This is a genomic window from Chryseobacterium lathyri, from assembly GCF_003290185.1.
GTDB lineage: Bacteria > Bacteroidota > Bacteroidia > Flavobacteriales > Weeksellaceae > Chryseobacterium > Chryseobacterium lathyri.
The window spans coordinates 36,824-52,563 of the sequence record NZ_QNFY01000006.1 but is presented as its reverse complement, the minus strand read 5'-3'; the positions used below and the strand labels follow the sequence as shown (position 1 = coordinate 52,563).

Sequence of the window (15,740 nt, the reverse complement as noted above, 5' to 3'; positions counted from 1 at the left end):
GATTAATCATTCTTAGTACCATAGAAATACAGCGAATGCGAATCAATATTTACGCCAAATGCTTCTTCAATTGCTTCTTTAATTCCCTGTATTCTCGGATCACAGAATTCGATAATTTCTTCAATTTCCTTATCAGAGCCTTTTTTGTAGATTACCAAATGGTCATGCTGTTTATCAAAATAAGACTTCTCATAAGATGAAGAGGTCAATGTTTTTTCTCCAAACTGATGCTTACGGATTAAACCTGCATCGAGGAAAATTTCAATAGTGTTGTAAATCGTTGCTTTTGAAACATGATATTTCTTCTGCATCATAAGAAGATACAGATCATCCACATTGAAGTGATGATCCATACTATAAATCTCTTCTAATATCGTATATCGTTCAGGTGTGTTTCTGAAACCCTTTTCTAAAAGATAGTTTCGGAGAACATCCTTAATCAAAGCAATATTTTTTTCTTTTTGTACTGTATCCATCAAAAAAATTATCTACAAATTTATTGATTTTTATTTAAATAGGCGATATGGTTTCTTACCCCTTGTTTTTAGGAATTATGACGGAAGAAGCCGGATTGCTCAATCTTGTTATCGTAAACCGTAAGCTCTGTAATCGGGGCAGACTCCACTTCTACGTTGTGAGAAGATACCCCCCAAGCTTTGAAATCATCACTTCCGATGTACTTCACAAAATTGTAGATATTGAGTGTAATCTTCTGTTTAACAGTTAAAAGTATATCGTTGATATATGTATTATCAATAATTACGTATTTCAGATCCGGCGGAATGTTGTGCGCTCTCAGGGACGGATGACTGCTTCTTGATGGAATGGTTCCGTCTGCCATAAGATCTTTCAGTACCATATTAAAATAATCATTGATTCTACGGTCTACTTTAAATCCTAGAAGGAAATTGACTTTGTATACGGTTCCCGGCAGAATTTCGTCTACCGTATATTTGAAAGTATATGGATCTTCCTGATTAACAATACTTAATATAAAATAATGATCCGCTCTTTTGGGCTGCTTCTTGATGATGGAATAGATAATTTTCGATTCTACTTCATCATTCCTTTTGGCTCTGCTCAGGTAAGCAAGATTGGTTGCGTATTTGGGAATACTTTCATCCAGTTTCATGTCTTTTATAATGGCAACATATTTCTCTATTTTTACAAACTGGATAAATCTTGTTTTTATCAGTCTTCCATTATACCATGCGTACATTGAAATTCCAATAGAACCAGCCAGGACAACCGTAATCCATCCACCTTCCATGAACTTGATGATATTTGCACTGAAAAATCCTAGTTCAATAGCCATATAAACTAAAGCAAAAAGTACAATTAATACTTTGCTTACTCTATGCTTCAACAACCAGAAAACCAGCAGTACTGTCGTCATCAGCATGGTTACTGTAATGGAAAGTCCATATGCAGCTTCCATTTTCCCTGATTCTCTAAAATGAAGCACAACAATAATACACAGAATAAGAAGTCCCCAGTTGATTCTTGGAATATACATTTGTCCTTTAACTCCGGAAGGGTAATCAATTTTTTGATTAGGCCATAAATTAAGAGACATTGCTTCTGAGAAAATGGTAAAAGAACCTGTAATCAAGGCCTGACTTGCAATAATTGCTGCTGCAGTAGCCAAAATTACTCCTGGTACAATCATCCACTCTTCCATGATTCCAAAGAATGGGTTGATTACAGAAAATCCAGGCTTCCCATGATTGGTTAATAACCATGCCCCCTGTCCAAGATAGTTTAAAATAAGCATGATCTTAACAAATCCCCAACTTACTCTTATATTTTTGGCACCACAGTGTCCTAAGTCCGAGTAGAGAGCTTCTGCCCCCGTTGTACACAGGAAAACAGCACCAAGAATGACAATTGCACTTGGAGAATTAGCAATAAGCTTGTAGGCATAGTAAGGGTTGAAAGATCTTAAAATTTCTAAATTTTCGCTTAAATGCATTACTCCCAAACCTCCTAGAACTAAAAACCAGACAACCATTACAGGGCCAAAAAATTTCCCGATAAAACTGGTTCCGAATTGCTGTACTACAAAAATCACAATCAAAATTCCAATGGTAATGGGCACAACAGGTGTATGGGGATTATAAATTTCCAGACCTTCAATAGCTGACATTACTGTAAGTGAAGGCGTAATCACCCCATCCGCGATGAGTGCTGCTGCACCTATGATAGCGATAAGATATAGCCATCCTTTTTTAAGGTTTTTAACTAATGAGAATAAAGCTAAAATACCTCCTTCCCCTTTGTTATCTGCCCTTAGAGCAATGATCACATATTTTATTGTAGTCTGAAGGGTAAGTGTCCAGATGATACAGGATAACGCCCCTTCTATATATTCGTTGAAAGGCATATTACTACCTCCGTCTTTTGCATTTACAATTGCTTTCATTACGTAAAGCGGAGATGTTCCAATATCTCCGAACACAATTCCGAGAGAGACTAAAACTCCAATAAAAGAAAGTTTCTTTATGTCAAAATGATAACCATCTTCTGTAAGGTCTGCCATATCAGCTTATTTTTTTAAACGCGCAAATTTATACTAATTTTATGACGTCGAGAACTATTCTTCATGAATAGAATAAATGAAAAAACTTCCTTTCGGAAGTTTTTCTCTATAATAGTTATTTTACGTACATCGCTTTTTTGATCTCCTCTTTTACTTTTTCAAGTTTAGGGAACCATTCTGCAAATAATGCAGCGGAGTAAGGCGCAGGCGCATCAGGAGTAGTAATCCTCTTGATTGGCGCATCCAGATAGTCGAATGCTTTCTGCTGTACCATATATGTAATTTCAGAAGATATCGAAGCGAATGGCCAGGCTTCTTCCAAGATCACCAGTCTGTTTGTTTTTTTAACGGAAGCTAAAACAGTATCAAAATCAAGAGGACGAACGGTTCTAAGGTCGATCACTTCTACAGAGATTCCTTCTTTAGCCATATCTTCAGCAGCCTGAATAGCCAGCTTCATGATTTTACCGAAAGAAACCAAAGTAACGTCTGTACCTTCTCTTTTGATATCTGCTTTACCTATTGGCAAATAATATTCTTCTTCAGGAATTTCCATTTTATCACCATACATCTGCTCAGATTCCATGAAAATAACCGGATCATTATCCTGGATAGCAGTTTTCAACAATCCTTTCGCATCGTAAGGATTTGAAGGAACCACTACTTTAAGTCCCGGAACATTCGCAAACCAGTTTTCAAACGCCTGAGAGTGTGTAGCTCCTAATTGTCCTGCCGAAGCAGTAGGTCCTCTGAAAACGATAGGACAGTTCCACTGACCACCACTCATCTGACGGATTTTCGCCGCATTATTAATAATCTGATCAATACCTACCAATGAGAAATTGAACGTCATATACTCTACAATTGGTCTGTTACCATTCATCGCAGCTCCTACAGCAATCCCTGTAAAACCAAGCTCAGCAATGGGTGTATCGATTACTCTTTTAGGACCAAATTCATCCAACATTCCTTTTGAAGCTTTATACGCACCATTGTATTCTGCAACTTCCTCCCCCATTAAAAAAATGGATTCGTCTTTACGCATTTCCTCGCTCATTGCTTGTGCAATTACCTCACGAAAAGTATATTCTGCCATATTTATTTGAAAAATTTAGACTACAAAAATAGTGTTTTTTTATTACTAACATAACAAAAAAGGCATCTCATTGAATGAGAAACCTTAATTATTTAATCAGAGAGGCTTTTCTTCAGTGCGGTTGAGTTCTCTGTAGTTTTTCCTAAGGTTTGACAGAATTTTCCCATATGTTCTTTTATAAATAAGATACAGAATATAAAATCCTAGTAACATAAAAAATCCAAATATTACATAATTCCCCAATTCAGGGACCATACTATCAGGGTTGGAACGTTTTAGAATATGGTGCCCATTATTCCACCCATCTTTTGCTCCTGCCATAAAATCTTTTGTATAGATATCGAAATGGATCAGGTTATCCAGAATGATCAGAAGAAAAGAAATCCCGGCATACCCAAAGATAAGCCTTCTTATATTCAGAATGTTTTTTATTAATGATAAGGAGTCCTGCCCAGCTTTCAACCTACGAAACAGCAAAACTGTCAGAATTATAAATACGGAAAACAGGATTATCCTTAGATATGGAAATTCGCCATTAATATACCCATAGACAGACCAGAGTACAATTTCTACCGAGCCTATCAGGAATAAAGTTTTTGCCACAGAAACAGATTTGTTTTTAATCATGATATAAATTTCATTTTCGGAATAATCTTTAAATTCACCTTCATCCTTATTCCAGTCTTTTTTTAAAAGTTCCAGTTCCTCCATATTATTTTGTGTTTATTTTGGTTTTTAAATTATTCTTTGCCCTATTCATTTTCACTCTTGCATTACCTTCAGTAATTCCCAGAATTTCACCGATCTCTTTGTATGGCCTGTCTTCGAGGTACATCATAATTAAAGCTTTTTCTACATCGGACAGCTCGTGAATGGCTTTGTACATTTTTCTCAATTTATATTCATCATCTTCATATACTTCATATTCCATTTTCAAAGAGGAAACGTCTATATCAGAATGCCACAATACTTTTTTCTGTGGTTTCTTAAAAAGGGTCATAGCCGTATTAAGTGCCACCTTATACATCCAAGTAGAAAATTTGGCTTCTCCTTTAAAACCGGGAAAGGACCTCCAAAGCTGAATGGTAATTTCCTGGAAAAGATCTTGATGGTCTTCGGCATTATCTGTATATATCCTGCATATTTTATGAATAAGCCTTTGGTTGGGCTTAAAAAAATCAACAAAATTTCTCTCCAGTGTTGTGCTCATATCTTATGAGTGGGAAATTTTTATTTTCGTTACAGAATTTTTTAAAAAAAATAAAAACGGTATCTCATTTCTGAAATACCGTCCTAAAGTTTATATAAAAACTGATTAATTCACTTTGTCCCAAACCTGAGTCCTTCCAAATACAGAAACTCCCATATATCCTCTTACATTCAGTTTATCACCGCTTTTTGTAATGGTACATTTATAAGTTTTACCTGTTTTAGGGTCAGTAATAGTTCCTCCTGTAAATTCATCTCCTTCTTTTTTAAGACCTCTGATGATCTCCATTCCTAAAATTGGCTTCCCTTTTCTGTCATCCTTACATCCTGTACAATTTGGATTTGCAGGTTTTATAAGCAGCTGGGAAACTTTTCCATAATACTTCCCATCTGATTTTTTATAAATCTCAACAATGGATTTAGCCTGTTTTGTTTCGTCATCTATAGTCTTCCATTTACCTTCAATCTGTGCAAACGATAATACGCCAAACAGGGAAAGCACGAATGTTAATAATAATTTTTTCATATTTCTTATAGTTTTAATTCCGATATACGTTTTTTGTTATGTATCTATTGCTAAATGTATAAATTAAATTTTAAACAGACAAAAACTTTTGCTATACAAAGCATATGATAGGCCAAAGTGTAAAAGGTTAAATGAACAGTTATGATGATTTCAGATTTCAGACACAAGATATGAGACTTTTGACTGTAGATTTTAGTAACTGATAAAGCATAGGGGTGCGGGTTCATGACCGGCAACTATCAACAATCAACTAAACCCTAAAACTCTCTGGGCCCTCAGATTCTCAAACCTGAATTCAGATTATTTAAGTTTTCTATTGATTACCCTGTCCATATAATCCTGATACCAAGCTTTTGCAGTCTTCATTTCCTGTTCTATTTCAGGGGTCTTTAATTTTCCTATTAAATTGTTTGCAAATCCGAGGTCATTCTTCTCGTATATTCCTGTAATTTCCTTGCCATCGAAACGGTACATATGATCTCCAATGATAAACTGTTCTGAACTTCCATCTGAATTCACTACAATAGACGGATATTTTTTATCGCTTACAAGGCTTCTTCCCCAGCTTCTGATCTGTTTATTGTATCCGATAAGATCTGCAAGCGTAGGATAAATATCTATTTGCTGTGCCGTTTCAGGATTCACGCCTTTAAGGTTATATTTCGGATTTGGGGAATACAATATCAGAGGAACAGCAAAACGGTTCATAGCTTTTTCATATTCACCATAAGCGATCTGGTTGGTATGATCTCCCGTGAAAACGAAGATGGTATTATTGAACCAAGGCTGTTTTTTAGCAGTTTCAAAATATTTTTTGATCGCATAATCCGTATATTGGATCGGTTCATGCATTTCTATGGTTCCTTTTTTAAATTTCCCTTTGTATTTTTCAGGGATTTTAAACGGATGATGTGATGAAGCAGTAAATACTGTAGTCATAAATGGCTGTGTCTTTCCTGTATTTTTTGCAAAATACTGAAGAAACGGTTCATCCCATATCGCCCACATACCGTCGAAATCTTCATCATGGTTGAATTCATTTTTCCCGAAATAATGTTTAAAACCCAATATATTTCCAAACCCAAGGAAGCCCATTGATCCGTTGGGAGCCCCATGATAAAAAGAAGTATCATACCCCAGATCATTACACACTGAAACAATAGACTGGATTTTCTGATTGGAATAAGGCGAGCTGGTAAAAGCATCGGTAAGGCTTGGAATTCCAGCCAGCACACTGCTCATTCCATGAATGGACTGTCTTCCATTAGCAAACATATTAGGGAAAATCAGGCTCTGGCCTGCAAGACTGTCTATAAATGGTGTATAGGAAACATAGCCGTTAATATTTTTGTCTTTATTAAAAGCACCTGAATATTCCCTGCCGAAAGATTCGACAATAAAAATAACAATATTGGGGCGGTTCTCCACTTTCCTATCATATATTTTATAAGGCTGAACATGGTCGGCAATATATTTTTCGTCTACAAAATGAACTTCTTTAAAGTTATTGGTTCCTAAAGTTCTGAAAAATGAAAACGTACTGTTCAACACTATATTGCCCTGAAGCGGATTCACCACAAAACGGTTGGCATCCACTAGGTTAATGGGTCTAGTACTGTGCTTGAAATCACCGCGGATTCCTCCAACAACCAAAACTGCAGTGCCACAAAGCACAAGCACTGACCAGATAAAGTATGGAATAAGTTTTACAGGTTTCTGTTCTGTAATCTTCACCTTTTTATAAAGGAAAACCCAAAGTGCCATTAAAATAATGAACCATATGAGAACAAACGGATGCTGCCCCAATGAAACCGTGAATACTTTAAAAATGTTGGTTTCATGTTTTGCAACTTCTAGTGCCGTGGATGTTAATCTTGCCTGCGAAAATTTATAATAGACAAAATCCCCGAAATTCATGGCATAGGCAATTCCGTTGGTTATAAAGTACAGCCAGAACAAAACGGTTTGGTATCCTTTTTTTGTATTGATGACAATCGGGACCAGGCTTAAGAGAATAAATAAAGCGTTGACATATAAGATCGCCGTGGTATCAAAGGCTATTCCATGAAATGCCAGGTTGAGATAATCTGAAACGGAATCTACTTTGATGAGCTCTTTATTGAAGTACCAAAATAAAAGCCGGGCAATCTGATAAAAAACATATGCTAAGAAAATCCGGTAAAAAAGGACCAGAACTTCTTGTTTTCTAAATTCTTTAAAAAATTTCATTCGGCAAATTTACATCAAAAACCTATTAATGTATTTTTTCCTTCATAATATTTCGGGTTAAAATTTGGAAAAACTGTACTTTTGTTGACATGAATTTCATAAAAAATAATCTTGCCAATTTATTGACGCTTGCCAATTTATTTGCAGGCTGTGTAGGTGCGATACATCTTATTTTAGGAGATTACCAAACTACGGCCATCTGTCTTATTCTTTCTGCTATTTTTGATTTTTTTGACGGGTTTGTGGCCCGGGCTCTAAAATCGAACTCTAATCTGGGGCTGCAGCTGGATTCGCTGGCGGATATGGTAAGCTTTGGGCTGGTCCCTGGCCTTACAATGTATAAAGCACTGGAGCCTTTCGGAAATGAAATATTAGGGCTGCATCTTCCTTTTGATGTAAGTTATGCCGGCCTTCTGGTGACTGTTTTCTCTTGTCTCAGACTGGCGATCTTTAACCTTGATGAAGAACAACGTTATTATTTTAAAGGACTGAATACACCTACCAATACTGTTCTGCTATTCGGATTATATTATGCCTTCAAAGAAACAGGAACTTTCGGATTTTTATTTGAAAATTCTTTGTTTCTGATCTTATTGACCATAATCACATCATGGCTTCTGATCAGTCCAATTAAGATGATGGCTATGAAATTCAAATCTAAAAAACTCCAGGACAACTACCCGAAAATTATTTTACTGGGCGGTGGAATTGCCATTCTGGCCCTGTTTCAGATTGTTGGCATTCCGATGCTTGTTATTTATTATATGATAGTATCGCTGGTTTTCCAGAAACAGCTGAAGTAGCTATCAGATGTGAGACATCAGATTTTAGACTCTAAAAGCTACAAATTTAGAGATAGCTTATTTTCAAATTAACACATTATCAATTATAGACATGAATTTAAAACTCCATAAACCTCTCTGCATTTTTGACCTTGAAACCACAGGAACCAATATCGGAAAAGATAAAATCGTAGAGATCTGTATTTTAAAAGTAAATCCGGATGCCTCCAGAGAAAGTAAAACCTGGCGCGTAAATCCGGAAATATCTATTCCGAAAGAATGCAGTGAGATCCACGGAATTTATGACGAAGATGTAAAAGATGCTCCGACATTCAGAGAAATTGCTCCAAAAATCATGGAAATGCTTTCAGGAAGTGATTTGGGAGGCTTTAATTCCAACCGTTTTGATGTTCCGCTTCTGGCAGAAGAGCTTTTAAGAGTGGAGATAGATTTCGATCTGAGCAAATTCAAACTGGTGGATGCGCAGACTATTTTCCACAAGAAAGAACCGAGAAATTTAGGGGCTGCCTATCAGTTTTACTGTGGAAAAGTGTTAGAAAATGCTCACTCTGCAGAAGCAGATGTGATGGCCACTTTTGAAGTACTGGATGCGCAGGTTGGAAAATATGACGATATCCCAAATGAAATCGCTCCTTTAAGTGAATTCAGTTTCCATAATAAGAATGCTGATCTTGCCGGATTTATCGGATACAATGAAAAATCAGAACCTGTTTTCAATTTCGGAAAATATAAAGGACAGGTCGTGAAAGCTGTTTTCCAGAAGGATCTGGGATATTACGGGTGGCTTCAGAATGCCGATTTCCCGCTTTATACGAAGAAAATCTTCACAAAAATTCAACTATCAAGCAAATTTTAAATAATGTCAAACCTGGTCCGTTTTAAATTTTATGAAACAGCCCTTGAAGCCAACAGGGACAAGCAGATCCTTGCCGAAAACGGAGTAAATGGTTTCATTGCCAATGAGCAGCTCATCCAGTCTGACTGGCTGCTTTCGCAGGCTGTGGGCGGTATTCAGCTTCAGGTTTTTGAAGATGATCTGGAAAAAGCGAAACAAATCCTGCAGGATTATAATGACAATGAAGCCTATTCTTTGGAAGTGGAACATACGATCAAGGATCCGGCTTTTGATTTTGTATGCCCGAAATGTGGTTCAAACCATATTTACAGGGACGATAGGGCGACGAGCTTTTTTGGAATTTCCATTTTGTCAAGCCAGAATTTTGTATGTTATTATTGTGGGAATGAGTTTACGCATTAATATCATTTAAAAATAAATAAAGGATACTTCTTCGTGGCTGAATTGTATTCACAGGCCTACAAGTCTGTTAAAATAAATAATTAAGAGTTATGAAAATCATTTGTATAGGAAGAAACTACAGTGAACATGCAAAAGAATTAGGAAATGAAATTCCTGAAAAACCGGTTATTTTCATGAAACCCGACACGGCGGTTTTGAAAGGAAATGATTTCTATATTCCTGAATTTTCCAACGACATTCACTATGAGCTGGAAGTTGTTGTAAAGATTTCAAAGGGAGGAAAATACATTCAGAAAGAGGTAGCTCACAAACATTATGAAGAAATCAGCTTAGGAATAGATTTTACGGCAAGGGATCTTCAGAGCGAACTTAAATCCAAAGGTCTTCCATGGGAACTTGCCAAAGGTTTTGACGGTTCTGCAGTAGTAGGGAATTTCTTCAAAAAGGAAGATTACGATCTTCAGGGACTGCAGTTTTCGTTACTGAAAAATAAGGAAGAGGTTCAGGACGGCAATACAAAAGATATGATTTTTAGTTTTGATGATATCATCGCTTTCGCCTCTCAGTATTTTACATTAAGGGTGGGAGATCTTATTTTTACCGGAACTCCAAAAGGAGTAGGAAAGGTAAATGAAAATGATATTCTTGAAGCTTATCTGAAAGATGATAAAATTCTTGATATTCGAATATTATAAGTATTTAACATAAAAAACTGGGCAATTTTTCTTATCTTTAAATAACAAAATTAAAGGTCATGATAAATATTGTACTACCCGTAGATTTTGGGGACAAAACAGAACAGCTTGTAGATGGAGCTGTAAAATTTGCAAAACAGCTGAACGGCAGAATTTTTCTGATTCACGTTGCACCTTCGGATATTGGTTTTGCTATCGGTGATATGGGATATCAATATTTTCCTGAAGTAGAAGCCAATGAGATCAGAGAGGAGCTTATACAGCTGAATAAGATTGAGCAAAGGATTATTGCTCATGATATAGACTGTGAGCATTTATTGAAGCAGGGTATTGCAAAAGATACCATCCTGGAATATGCGAAAGCCAAAAATGCTGATTATATCGTAATGGGATCACACGGAAGAAGCGGAATATATGATGTTTTTGTAGGAAGTTTAACGAAAGGACTTACCAAAGATTCTCATGTTCCGGTACTGGTGCTTCCTATCCACGACTAGAAAAAAATAAATTTTAATCGTTAATAAAAAAACCGATCAGACTAAAGTCCGATCGGTTTTTTACTATATAACCAATTAATTAACCTTCTTTTTTATAGATCTTAGGATCGTAGTAAGGGTTCTTACCCTCAGTTGGAGAATAATAGTCTTTATCTTTATCACCACCTAGTTTTACAACCAGTACATAGCACCAGTAAGTAAACAATACGCAGCAAACGATAAATAAAATCCAGTTTAGAACATTTCCAAACGCATCAAAAAAACCGAAGGCCCATTTGAAAACTTTACTTAAGAATAACCAGAAAGACGTCATTATTTTCCTTTTTTAAATTAACTTTGTACAAATTTATAAAAAATGTTTAAATTACTTTCAAAAGAAAGCAATATTTTTTCAATTCCTGTTTATATTGGTTTTCTTCTTTTAGTAGTCATAATATTTAACATACTGAATTTCAACACTTATGAAGCAATCATCGCAGGGATAACTTTCCTGGGGATTGCTTTGGGATATTTTTGTTTTCACAGTATTGCCCTTAATTACCAGACGCATCTGCCGCTATTTTTATATACCTTTTTTATTTTTGGACTTTATCCCGGGAATCTGGATATAGGAATTGCCGTTTCACTGCTCACCAATTCTTTTCTGCTGTTGCTTTTAACCAGTGCGGATGAAGATATCAGAAAGAAATCTTATGTTCTGGTAGGCGCCATTGTTGCGCTGAATTTTATTTTCCTTCCTACCACATGGCCCATGGCTCTTTTTGTGATCGTTCACGTAATCGCAACTTCCCAGAAAATAAGTTTAAATCTGTTCAGATTTCTTTTAGGAACCATATTGATTGCTTTCAGTTATTTTTCGATCATGTTCTTTTTCCGGTTCACTACATGGAATATTGATTATTTCCCTTTTGGAAAAATGAGGCTTATGACAGATTATATTGATCTGATACCTTTAATTCCTATTCTCCTGATGCTTATTTATGCTGTATACGACCATTTTAAAAACTATAATAAGAAAAGCCCGATAAGCAGATATAAGTACACGTTTTTGCTTGTATTCTCACTGGCCCAGCTGGTGACTATTATTTTGTATATGAATAAAAACTATGAATATTTACTGCTTCTGGCATTCCCGTCGAGCATTATCCTGAGCAGGATGATGAGATTTTTGCCTAAATACTGGATGCAGGAGATGAGCTTATGGCTTATCATTATAAGTTTGATTGCTTTTAAAGCAGGTACGTATTTTAATTTATTTTAAAGATTATGATTCAGATAGACGATAAATTGATTTCAGAGGATATTTTTTCCGAAGAATTTGTTTGCAACCTTACGAAATGTAAAGGTGCATGCTGTGTGGAAGGAGATGTAGGTGCTCCGCTAGACAAGGATGAACTTGAGATTTTAGACAGTATTCTTGATAAAATAAAGCCTTATCTTACCCAGGAAGGCATCAAAGCCCTTGAGGAACAGGGAACATGGACAACCGATCCGGAGGACGGAATGTACGTTACGCCTATGGTAGAAGACCGCGAATGTGCTTATGTAACCTTCGATGAAAGAGGAATTACTAAATGTGGTATTGAAAAAGCATATGAGGATGGTGCTGTAGACTGGCAAAAACCAATTTCCTGCCACCTCTACCCGATCCGTGTTACGGAATATTCTACTTTTACTGCCCTGAACTACCATGAATGGAATGTATGCAGCGATGCCTGCACGCTTGGAAAAGAACTGCAGGTTCCTGTTTATAAGTTCCTGAAAACTCCACTAACCAGAAAATATGGTGAAGAGTTTTACAATGTTTTAAGTGAAGCAGCCGATGAATGGAAAAAAGCATATGGCTCATAAATAAAAAAACCGCAGACTGATCTGCGGTTTTTCTTTATCAATTATTTTAAAATAAATTACTGTTTAACTACTGTTGCTCCTACTGCTGCTGGTTTTGCCTCTTCTTTTTTAGCGTTTTCCCATCCGTCTTCCGGCATCAGTGTTGCTGTAATTTTTCCTTTTACCAGGTACTTTTTAGCTACATCCTGAAGGTCTTTCACGGTAAGTGCTTTTACTTTTTCCTGGTAGTTCAGGACGTCGTATTTATCACTTCCATCCAACTGATTTTTAGCAAGAGCATTCAGCCAGAACATATTGTCCTTAAGTTCTGTTTTGTTGTCATTATACTCTCCTTCTTTATATTTGTCAAGATCTTTCTGCTCAGGACCTTTATCAATCAGTTTCTGAAGCTCGGTAACAGCACTTTTCGTCAGCTTTTCTGCATTTTCAGGTCCGCAAGGGAAGCTGATGCTGAAATTGTAAGCACTGTAAGGGATTTTATTCATGCTTCCTCTTGCTCCACCACCATAAATTCCGCTTTCGTCTTCTCTAAGCTTTTCAATAACTTTGATGGTAGCTACTTCTCCAAGCGCTGAAAGAGCCAAAGCTTCTTTCTCGTTGTAAGGTGTTTCCCCGCTGTAAGAGATTGTCACCAGACTCTTAGGATCTTTTCCTTTTTTGTAGACTTTGGAATGATCTCCGGTTAACTGTCTGTAGCCTGTATCTTTGAATGTTGACGTTTTTCCTGATGAAGGAAGACTACCGATATATTGAAGCACCTGCTCTTTAAATACAGCCTCGTCAATATTTCCTACAAAATAGAACTGGAAGTTTCCTGCATTGGCAAATTTCTCTTTATAGATGTCGTATGCTTTTTTGTAATCTGTATTAGCCCAGTCTTTTTCCATCGGGAATAGTCCGATGAATCTTGGGTTCTTCTGGTTCATAAATTTTGCATGTTCGTTGGAGAAGTAAGCTTGAGGGTTAGACAAAAGGTTATCCAGCATGGCAGACTGCTTTTCTTTGTAAGCATTGAATGCGGCAGGGTTGTAATTTAATCCTGTAAAATAAGCGTACGTAAGCTCCATAGCGGTTCCTAAATCTTTCTGGGAAGTTCTTCCTGAAATTCCCTCATAATAAGGTCCAACCATTGGATTTACACTTACCTGCTTTCCTGCAAGGTAGTTGGTAAGATCCGCTTTTGACAATCCCCCGACTCCTGCTTCAGATAATGCTGCAAAGGCGAACTGAGTTTTGATAAAGTCTGCATCAGAGATTAGGGAATTTCCGCCTAAGCTTCTTGCTGAAAATACAATTTCGTCATCTTTGAAATCGGTTTTTTTGAAGGTTACTTTTGCACCGTTGCTTAATGTCCAGGTTGTTGTTCCCAGTTTGGCATCCGTTTCTGTTTTAGCAATTTTACCTTCTGATTTGAAAGGCTTCACTAAGTTTTTGATCGCTGCTTTTTCTTCGTAAGGCTTAAGATCCGCCAACTTTACAGATTCAAAGGTATTCAGAACCATTGCTTCTGTAGGCATTGTAATGTTATCTTTTTTAGGTCCTGTAATGACGATCACTCTGCTGTCATCCTTCACCATTTTCTTGATCACTTCATTGGTTTGGGCCAAGGTAACTTTAGGAAGGAAGGTCTTTGTATCTTCATATTCCCAGGCAATTCCCGGCATCGGTTCCTGCTCCAGGAAGTTTCTTACATACTCATCTACCAGCATATCACTTTCAGTCTTGTCGCGGTTGTTGTAAGATCTTTCAAGGTTGGACAGCATTTGTGCTTTTGCTCTGTCAAGTTCAGTCTGTGTAAACCCGAATCTTTTTGCTCTTTCCACTTCTTCCAAAAGAACTTTCAGAGCGTTTAACTGATTTCCTTCTTTTACCATGGCAAATCCCTGGAAGGCTTCTTTGCTTCTTGCATAGGTTCCTCCATGATAAACCGACCCGAAGGTAAAAGGCGGATTATTTGAATTGATCAGTTCTTTTAATCTATTGTTCAGCATCGTGGTGGAAAGACCTTCCACAATGCTTTGGTTGTACTGCTCAATCGTTACATCCGGCTGATAAGCCTCAGCGTCTTTCATAATGAACTGAACCATTGAGTTTGTAGCATCCGGATCAGTTTCTATAGCTACTAAAGTTTCTTTATGGTTGGGCAAATCGAATACCTTTCTCTCCCTTGGTTTTGAAGGGTTTTTGTATTTGCTGAAATTATCTTTAATCTTTTTTTCCACCTCATCTACGTTGATATCTCCCACGACTACAATTGCCATAAGATCCGGTCTGTACCAATCCTGATGGAATTTTCTTATCACATCCGGCTTAAAATTTTCCAGCACATCTTTTTTACCGATCGGAAGTCTGTCTGCGTATTGAGATTTGTATAATAATTTAGGAAGATATTTGTCTGCCATTCTTTTGTCTGCGCCAAGACCCAGTCTCAACTCTTCCAGAACAACCCCTCTTTCTTTATTGATCTGTGCATCGGAGAGCGTTGCATTAAAAGCCCAGTCTTCCATTACTTTTAGTCCTGCATCCAGGTTTCCTGGCTTATCCAATGGAACAGGAAGCATATATACAGTTTCGTCAAAGCTTGTATAGGCATTAAGGTGCTGTCCGAATTTCACCCCGATAGACTGTAGAAAATCCACCAGCTTATTGTCCGGGTAATTCTTTGTTCCATTGAAGTTCATGTGCTCCATAAAGTGCGCCAAACCTCTCTGGTTTTCATCTTCAAGAATAGACCCGGCATTGATAGCCAGACGGAAATCTACTTTCTTTTCAGGTAATGTATTTTTTTTAATGTAGTACTTCATTCCGTTGGGAAGGGTACCGATTCTCACGGAAGAATCCAAAGGGATATTCTGCCCGAAAACATTTGAAGACATCAGGAAGATGACCGCAAATGAGGATAAAACTTTCTTCATATTATTAATTTTATTTTGGAACTAAAAGTATCAATTATTCACCACCTGAAGAAATCTTACAATTTGTATTATAGTTAAATTTGAGTTAAAATTAAAAAGACAACAAAAAAGCCGGATATTCT

General features: G+C 36.8%; 16 protein-coding genes. 7 read left to right on the top strand and 9 right to left on the bottom strand.

Annotation, left to right across the window (positions count from 1 at the left end):
* Window positions 1–2: 2 nt before the first annotated feature.
* The 7 genes from DRF61_RS09525 to DRF61_RS09495 form a co-directional block, all read right to left on the bottom strand.
* A complete protein-coding gene (locus DRF61_RS09525; protein WP_034706517.1) occupies window positions 3–476 on the bottom strand; it encodes a Fur family transcriptional regulator in 474 nt (157 codons plus the stop codon).
* A gap of 68 nt (window positions 477–544) precedes the next feature.
* Window positions 545–2,539 carry a KUP/HAK/KT family potassium transporter gene (locus DRF61_RS09520; protein WP_111956370.1) on the bottom strand — a complete coding sequence of 665 codons (1,995 nt, stop codon included), beginning with the start codon at window positions 2,537–2,539 and terminating at the stop codon, window positions 545–547.
* Between the two features lie 115 nt (window positions 2,540–2,654).
* Window positions 2,655–3,635: a pyruvate dehydrogenase complex E1 component subunit beta gene (locus tag DRF61_RS09515; protein WP_034709939.1), complete on the bottom strand. Its 981-nt coding sequence runs from the start codon at window positions 3,633–3,635 to the stop codon at window positions 2,655–2,657.
* Window positions 3,636–3,731: 96 nt separating this feature from the next.
* Window positions 3,732–4,346, bottom strand: a complete 615-nt coding sequence (locus DRF61_RS09510) for a hypothetical protein (protein ID WP_111956368.1) — start codon at window positions 4,344–4,346, stop codon at window positions 3,732–3,734.
* A 1-nt stretch (window position 4,347) separates the two neighbouring features.
* Window positions 4,348–4,845, bottom strand: coding sequence for an RNA polymerase sigma factor (locus DRF61_RS09505; RefSeq protein WP_111956366.1), 498 nt, complete (start codon window positions 4,843–4,845; stop codon window positions 4,348–4,350).
* Window positions 4,846–4,950: 105 nt separating this feature from the next.
* On the bottom strand, window positions 4,951–5,370 hold the full coding sequence (locus tag DRF61_RS09500) for a DUF2147 domain-containing protein (RefSeq protein ID WP_111956364.1): 420 nt from the start codon (window positions 5,368–5,370) through the stop codon (window positions 4,951–4,953).
* 300 nt (window positions 5,371–5,670) lie between these two features.
* A complete protein-coding gene (locus tag DRF61_RS09495) occupies window positions 5,671–7,599 on the bottom strand; it encodes an LTA synthase family protein (protein ID WP_111956362.1) in 1,929 nt (642 codons plus the stop codon).
* A gap of 89 nt (window positions 7,600–7,688) precedes the next feature.
* Here DRF61_RS09495 and DRF61_RS09490 point away from each other — a divergent pair, with 89 nt between their 5' ends.
* From DRF61_RS09490 to DRF61_RS09470, 5 genes are all read left to right on the top strand, one after another.
* Window positions 7,689–8,402 (top strand): CDP-alcohol phosphatidyltransferase family protein, encoded by a 714-nt coding sequence (locus DRF61_RS09490; RefSeq protein ID WP_111956360.1) that lies wholly within the window; start codon window positions 7,689–7,691, stop codon window positions 8,400–8,402.
* Between the two features lie 91 nt (window positions 8,403–8,493).
* Entirely contained in the window at window positions 8,494–9,258 is a 765-nt protein-coding gene (locus DRF61_RS09485; RefSeq protein ID WP_111956358.1) for a 3'-5' exonuclease, read from the top strand.
* Between the two features lie 3 nt (window positions 9,259–9,261).
* Window positions 9,262–9,660: a putative signal transducing protein gene (locus DRF61_RS09480; protein ID WP_111956356.1), complete on the top strand. Its 399-nt coding sequence runs from the start codon at window positions 9,262–9,264 to the stop codon at window positions 9,658–9,660.
* A gap of 89 nt (window positions 9,661–9,749) precedes the next feature.
* Window positions 9,750–10,355 carry a fumarylacetoacetate hydrolase family protein gene (locus DRF61_RS09475; protein ID WP_111956354.1) on the top strand — a complete coding sequence of 202 codons (606 nt, stop codon included), beginning with the start codon at window positions 9,750–9,752 and terminating at the stop codon, window positions 10,353–10,355.
* A gap of 59 nt (window positions 10,356–10,414) precedes the next feature.
* On the top strand, window positions 10,415–10,852 hold the full coding sequence (locus tag DRF61_RS09470; RefSeq protein WP_111956352.1) for a universal stress protein: 438 nt from the start codon (window positions 10,415–10,417) through the stop codon (window positions 10,850–10,852).
* Window positions 10,853–10,931: 79 nt separating this feature from the next.
* Here DRF61_RS09470 and DRF61_RS09465 read toward each other — a convergent pair whose 3' ends face one another.
* Entirely contained in the window at window positions 10,932–11,165 is a 234-nt protein-coding gene (locus DRF61_RS09465; RefSeq protein ID WP_111956350.1) for a DUF6341 family protein, read from the bottom strand.
* Between the two features lie 42 nt (window positions 11,166–11,207).
* Here DRF61_RS09465 and DRF61_RS09460 point away from each other — a divergent pair, with 42 nt between their 5' ends.
* Together DRF61_RS09460 and DRF61_RS09455 are read left to right on the top strand one after the other, a co-directional pair.
* The gene (locus DRF61_RS09460; RefSeq protein ID WP_111956348.1) at window positions 11,208–12,113 is read left to right on the top strand and encodes a DUF6427 family protein; all 906 of its coding nucleotides are present in this window, start codon (window positions 11,208–11,210) and stop codon (window positions 12,111–12,113) included.
* A 5-nt stretch (window positions 12,114–12,118) separates the two neighbouring features.
* Complete coding sequence (locus DRF61_RS09455; protein WP_111956346.1) at window positions 12,119–12,703, top strand: DUF3109 family protein; 585 nt, start codon at window positions 12,119–12,121, stop codon at window positions 12,701–12,703.
* 56 nt (window positions 12,704–12,759) lie between these two features.
* Here DRF61_RS09455 and DRF61_RS09450 read toward each other — a convergent pair whose 3' ends face one another.
* On the bottom strand, window positions 12,760–15,618 hold the full coding sequence (locus DRF61_RS09450; RefSeq protein ID WP_111956344.1) for a M16 family metallopeptidase: 2,859 nt from the start codon (window positions 15,616–15,618) through the stop codon (window positions 12,760–12,762).
* Between the last annotated feature and the right edge of the window lie 122 nt (window positions 15,619–15,740).